The 5,513-nt window shown below is 44.7% G+C and carries 9 protein-coding genes; all 9 read right to left on the minus strand.

Features of this window, described 5'->3' with window-relative positions; genetic code table 11:
* A partial coding sequence (locus tag FFO06_RS22715) for a spike protein H (protein ID WP_001948817.1) occupies positions 1–842 on the minus strand: 842 nt, incomplete at its 3' end.
* Positions 843–850: 8 nt separating this feature from the next.
* On the minus strand, positions 851–1,378 hold the full coding sequence (locus FFO06_RS22720) for a hypothetical protein (RefSeq protein WP_000487867.1): 528 nt from the start codon (positions 1,376–1,378) through the stop codon (positions 851–853).
* 110 nt (positions 1,379–1,488) lie between these two features.
* Positions 1,489–2,772 (minus strand): major capsid protein, encoded by a 1,284-nt coding sequence (locus tag FFO06_RS22725; protein WP_000065572.1) that lies wholly within the window; start codon positions 2,770–2,772, stop codon positions 1,489–1,491.
* 36 nt (positions 2,773–2,808) lie between these two features.
* Complete coding sequence (locus FFO06_RS22730) at positions 2,809–2,925, minus strand: phage DNA packaging protein J (RefSeq protein ID WP_000033471.1); 117 nt, start codon at positions 2,923–2,925, stop codon at positions 2,809–2,811.
* Complete coding sequence (locus tag FFO06_RS22735; protein WP_000084700.1) at positions 2,925–3,383, minus strand: scaffolding protein D; 459 nt, start codon at positions 3,381–3,383, stop codon at positions 2,925–2,927. Before FFO06_RS22735 ends, FFO06_RS22730 begins: the two co-directional genes overlap by 1 nt.
* Positions 3,380–3,619 (minus strand): phage DNA packaging protein C, encoded by a 240-nt coding sequence (locus FFO06_RS22740; RefSeq protein WP_016670801.1) that lies wholly within the window; start codon positions 3,617–3,619, stop codon positions 3,380–3,382. Before FFO06_RS22740 ends, FFO06_RS22735 begins: the two co-directional genes overlap by 4 nt.
* A complete protein-coding gene (locus tag FFO06_RS22745; protein WP_435988044.1) occupies positions 3,552–3,704 on the minus strand; it encodes a hypothetical protein in 153 nt (50 codons plus the stop codon). The genes FFO06_RS22740 and FFO06_RS22745 overlap by 68 nt, the downstream gene beginning before the upstream one ends.
* Entirely contained in the window at positions 3,637–5,178 is a 1,542-nt protein-coding gene (locus FFO06_RS22750) for a replication endonuclease (protein WP_000252566.1), read from the minus strand. Before FFO06_RS22750 ends, FFO06_RS22745 begins: the two co-directional genes overlap by 68 nt.
* A gap of 63 nt (positions 5,179–5,241) precedes the next feature.
* Positions 5,242–5,513 (minus strand): hypothetical protein (locus FFO06_RS22755; RefSeq protein WP_000474266.1); only part of this gene is annotated, 272 nt, incomplete at its 5' end.

The following is a 5,513-nucleotide window of genomic DNA, read 5'->3' on the forward strand; positions in this document are numbered from 1 at the left end:
TTTGCAGTAGCGCCAATATGAGAAGAGCCATACCGCTGATTCTGCGTTTGCTGATGAACTAAGTCAACCTCAGCACTAACCTTGCGAGTCATTTCTTTGATTTGGTCATTGGTAAAATACTGACCAGCCGTTTGAGCTTGAGTAAGCATTTGGCGCATAATCTCGGAAACCTGCTGTTGCTTGGAAAGATTGGTGTTTTCCATAATAGACGCAACGCGAGCAGTAGACTCCTTCTGTTGATAAGCAAGCATCTCATTTTGTGCATATACCTGGTCTTTCGTATTCTGGCGTGAAGTCGCCGACTGAATGCCAGCAATCTCTTTTTGAGTCTCATTTTGCATCTCGGCAATCTCTTTCTGATTGTCCAGTTGCATTTTAGTAAGCTCTTTTTGATTCTCAAATCCGGCGTCAACCATACCAGCAGAGGAAGCATCAGCACCAGCACGCTCCCAAGCATTAAGCTCAGGAAATGCAGCAGCAAGATAATCACGAGTATCCTTTCCTTTATCAGCGGCAGACTTGCCACCAAGTCCAACCAAATCAAGCAACTTATCAGAAACGGCAGAAGTGCCAGCCTGCAACGTACCTTCAAGAAGTCCTTTACCAGCTTTAGCCATAGCACCAGAAACAAAACTAGGGACGGCCTCATCAGGGTTAGGAACATTAGAGCCTTGAATGGCAGATTTAATACCAGCATCACCCATGCCTACAGTATTGTTATCGGTAGCAAGCACATCACCTTGAATGCCACCGGAGGCGGCTTTTTGACCGCCTCCAAACAATTTAGACATGGCGCCACCAGCAAGAGCAGAAGCAATACCGCCAGCAATAGCACCAAACATAAATCACCTCACTTAAGTGGCTGGAGACAAATAATCTCTTTAATAACCTGATTCAGCGAAACCAATCCGCGGCATTTAGTAGCGGTAAAGTTAGACCAAACCATGAAACCAACATAAACATTATTGCCCGGCGTACGGGGAAGGACGTCAATAGTCACACAGTCCTTGACGGTATAATAACCACCATCATGGCGACCATCCAAAGGATAAACATCATAGGCAGTCGGGAGGGTAGTCGGAACCGAAGAAGACTCAAAGCGAACCAAACAGGCAAAAAATTTAGGGTCGGCATCAAAAGCAATATCAGCACCAACAGAAACAACCTGATTAGCGGCGTTGACAGATGTATCCATCTGAATGCAATGAAGAAAACCACCATTACCAGCATTAACCGTCAAACTATCAAAATATAACGTTGACGATGTAGCTTTAGGTGTCTGTAAAACAGGTGCCGAAGAAGCTGGAGTAACAGAAGTGAGAACCAGCTTATCAGAAAAAAAGTTTGAATTATGGCGAGAAATAAAAGTCTGAAACATGATTAAACTCCTAAGCAGAAAACCTACCGCGCTTCGCTTGGTCAACCCCTCAGCGGCAAAAATTAAAATTTTTACCGCTTCGGCGTTATAACCTCACACTCAATCTTTTATCACGAAGTCATGATTGAATCGCGAGTGGTCGGCAGATTGCGATAAACGGTCACATTAAATTTAACCTGACTATTCCACTGCAACAACTGAACGGACTGGAAACACTGGTCATAATCATGGTGGCGAATAAGTACGCGTTCTTGCAAATCACCAGAAGGCGGTTCCTGAATGAATGGGAAGCCTTCAAGAAGGTGATAAGCAGGAGAAACATACGAAGGCGCATAACGATACCACTGACCCTCAGCAATCTTAAACTTCTTAGACGAATCACCAGAACGGAAAACATCCTTCATAGAAATTTCACGCGGCGGCAAGTTGCCATACAAAACAGGGTCGCCAGCAATATCGGTATAAGTCAAAGCACCTTTAGCGTTAAGGTACTGAATCTCTTTAGTCGCAGTAGGCGGAAAACGAACAAGCGCAAGAGTAAACATAGTGCCATGCTCAGGAACAAAGAAACGCGGCACAGAATGTTTATAGGTCTGTTGAACACGACCAGAAAACTGGCCTAACGACGTTTGGTCAGTTCCATCAACATCATAGCCAGATGCCCAGAGATTAGAGCGCATGACAAGTAAAGGACGGTTGTCAGCGTCATAAGAGGTTTTACCTCCAAATGAAGAAATAACATCATGGTAACGCTGCATGAAGTAATCACGTTCTTGGTCAGTATGCAAATTAGCATAAGCAGCTTGCAGACCCATAATGTCAATAGATGTGGTAGAAGTCGTCATTTGGCGAGAAAGCTCAGTCTCAGGAGGAAGCGGAGCAGTCCAAATGTTTTTGAGATGGCAGCAACGGAAACCATAACGAGCATCATCTTGATTAAGCTCATTAGGGTTAGCCTCGGTACGGTCAGGCATCCACGGCGCTTTAAAATAGTTGTTATAGATATTCAAATAACCCTGAAACAAATGCTTAGGGATTTTATTGGTATCAGGGTTAATCGTGCCAAGAAAAGCGGCATGGTCAATATAACCAGTAGTGTTAACAGTCGGGAGAGGAGTGGCATTAACACCATCCTTCATGAACTTAATCCACTGTTCACCATAAACGTGACGATGAGGGACATAAAAAGTAAAAATGTCTACAGTAGAGTCAATAGCAAGGCCACGACGCAATGGAGAAAGACGGAGAGCGCCAACGGCGTCCATCTCGAAGGAGTCGCCAGCGATAACCGGAGTAGTTGAAATGGTAATAAGACGACCAATCTGACCAGCAAGGAAGCCAAGATGGGAAAGGTCATGCGGCATACGCTCGGCGCCAGTTTGAATATTAGACATAATTTATCCTCAAGTAAGGGGCCGAAGCCCCTGCAATTAAAATTGTTGACCACCTACATACCAAAGACGAGCGCCTTTACGCTTGCCTTTAGTACCTCGCAACGGCTGCGGACGACCAGGGCGAGCGCCAGAACGTTTTTTACCTTTAGACATTACATCACTCCTTCTGCACGTAATTTTTGACGCACGTTTTCTTCTGCGTCAGTAAGAACGTCAGTGTTTCCTGCGCGTACACGCAAGGTAAACGCGAACAATTCAGCGGCTTTAACCGGACGCTCGACGCCATTAATAATGTTTTCCGTAAATTCAGCGCCTTCCATGATGAGACAGGCCGTTTGAATGTTGACGGGATGAACATAATAAGCAATGACGGCAGCAATAAACTCAACAGGAGCAGGAAAGCGAGGGTATCCTACAAAGTCCAGCGTACCATAAACGCAAGCCTCAACGCAGCGACGAGCACGAGAGCGGTCAGTAGCAATCCAAACTTTGTTACTCGTCAGAAAATCGAAATCATCTTCGGTTAAATCCAAAACGGCAGAAGCCTGAATGAGCTTAATAGAGGCCAAAGCGGTCTGGAAACGTACGGATTGTTCAGTAACTTGACTCATGATTTCTTACCTATTAGTGGTTGAACAGCATCGGACTCAGATAGTAATCCACGCTCTTTTAAAATGTCAACAAGAGAATCTCTACCATGAACAAAATGTGACTCATATCTAAACCAGTCCTTGACGAACGTGCCAAGCATATTAAGCCACTTCTCCTCATCCAACGCGTCAGTTTTTGACAGAATCGTTAGTTGATGGCGAAAGGTCGCAAAGTAAGAGCTTCTCGAGCTGCGCAAGGATAGGTCGAATTTTCTCATTTTCCGCCAGCAGTCCACTTCGATTTAATTCGTAAACAAGCAGTAGTAATTCCTGCTTTATCAAGATAATTTTTCGACTCATCAGAAATATCCGAAAGTGTTAACTTCTGCGTCATGGAAGCGATAAAACTCTGCAGGTTGGATACGCCAATCATTTTTATCGAAGCGCGCATAAATTTGAGCAGATTTGTCGTCACAGGTTGCGCCGCCAAAACGTCGGCTACAGTAACTTTTCCCAGCCTCAATCTCATCTCTCTTTTTGCGTTCTGCTTCAATATCTGGTTGAACGGCGTCGCGTCGTAACCCAGCTTGGTAAGTTGGATTAAGCACTCCGTGGACAGATTTGTCATTGTGAGCATTTTCATCCCGAAGTTGCGGCTCATTCTGATTCTGAACAGCTTCTTGGGAAGTAGCGACAGCTTGGTTTTTAGTGAGTTGTTCCATTCTTTAGCTCCTAGACCTTTAGCAGCAAGGTCCATATCTGACTTTTTGTTAACGTATTTAGCCACATAGAAACCAACAGCCATATAACTGGTAGCTTTAAGCGGCTCACCTTTAGCATCAACAGGCCACAACCAACCAGAACGTGAAAAAGCGTCCTGCGTGTAGCGAACTGCGATGGGCATACTGTAACCATAAGGCCACGTATTTTGCAAGCTATTTAACTGGCGGCGATTGCGTACCCGACGACCAAAATTAGGGTCAACGCTACCTGTAGGAAGTGTCCGCATAAAGTGCACCGCATGGAAATGAAGACGGCCATTAGCTGTACCATACTCAGGCACACAAAAATACTGATAGCAGTCGGCGTGTGAATCATTAGCCTTGCGACCCTCGGCAGCAAGAACCATACGACCAATATCACGAAAATAGTCACGCAAAGCATTGGGATTATCATAAAACGCCTCTAATCGGTCGTCAGCCAACGTGAGAGTGTCAAAAACGATAAACCAACCATCAGCATGAGCCTGTCGCATTGCATTCATCAAACGCTGAATAGCAAAGCCTCTACGCGATTTCATAGTGGAGGCCTCCAGCAATCTTGAACACTCATCCTTAATACCTTTCTTTTTGGGGTAATTATACTCATCGCGAATATCCTTAAGAGGGCGTTCAGCAGCCAGCTTGCGGCAAAACTGCGTAACCGTCTTCTCGTTCTCTAAAAACCATTTTTCGTCCCCTTCGGGGCGGTGGTCTATAGTGTTATTAATATCAAGTTGGGGGAGCACATTGTAGCATTGTGCCAATTCATCCATTAACTTCTCAGTAACAGATACAAACTCATCACGAACGTCAGAAGCAGCCTTATGGCCGTCAACATACATATCACCATTATCGAACTCAACGCCCTGCATACGAAAAGACAGAATCTCTTCCAAGAGCTTGATGCGGTTATCCATCTGCTTATGGAAGCCAAGCATTGGGGATTGAGAAAGAGTAGAAATGCCACAAGCCTCAATAGCAGGTTTAAGAGCCTCGATACGCTCAAAGTCAAAATAATCAGCGTGACATTCAGAAGGGTAATAAGAACGAACCATAAAAAAGCCTCCAAGATTTGGAGGCATGAAAACATACAATTGGGAGGGTGTCAATCCTGACGGTTATTTCCTAGACAAATTAGAGCCAATACCATCAGCTTTACCGTCTTTCCAGAAATTGTTCCAAGTATCGGCAACAGCTTTATCAATACCATGAAAAATATCAACCACACCAGAAGCAGCATCAGTGACGACATTAGAAATATCCTTTGCAGTAGCGCCAATATGAGAAGAGCCATACCGCTGATTCTGCGTTTGCTGATGAACTAAGTCAACCTCAGCACTAACCTTGCGAGTCATTTCTTTGATTTGGTCATTGGTAAAATACTGACCAG

Origin of the sequence: Dolichospermum planctonicum (assembly GCF_005402965.1) — a bacterium.
In the GTDB taxonomy this organism is placed as follows: domain Bacteria; phylum Cyanobacteriota; class Cyanobacteriia; order Cyanobacteriales; family Nostocaceae; genus Dolichospermum; species Dolichospermum planctonicum.

What these genes read in the sequence shown, in the direction of transcription:
- FFO06_RS22720 (WP_000487867.1), bottom strand. Translation starts at nt 1,378, where the DNA reads ATGTTTCAGACTTTTATTTCTCGCCATAATTCAAACTTTTTTTCTGAT.
- FFO06_RS22725 (WP_000065572.1), bottom strand. Translation starts at nt 2,772, where the DNA reads ATGTCTAATATTCAAACTGGCGCCGAGCGTATGCCGCATGACCTTTCC.
- FFO06_RS22730 (WP_000033471.1), bottom strand. Translation starts at nt 2,925, where the DNA reads ATGTCTAAAGGTAAAAAACGTTCTGGCGCTCGCCCTGGTCGTCCGCAG.
- FFO06_RS22735 (WP_000084700.1), bottom strand. Translation starts at nt 3,383, where the DNA reads ATGAGTCAAGTTACTGAACAATCCGTACGTTTCCAGACCGCTTTGGCC.
- FFO06_RS22750 (WP_000252566.1), bottom strand. Translation starts at nt 5,178, where the DNA reads ATGGTTCGTTCTTATTACCCTTCTGAATGTCACGCTGATTATTTTGAC.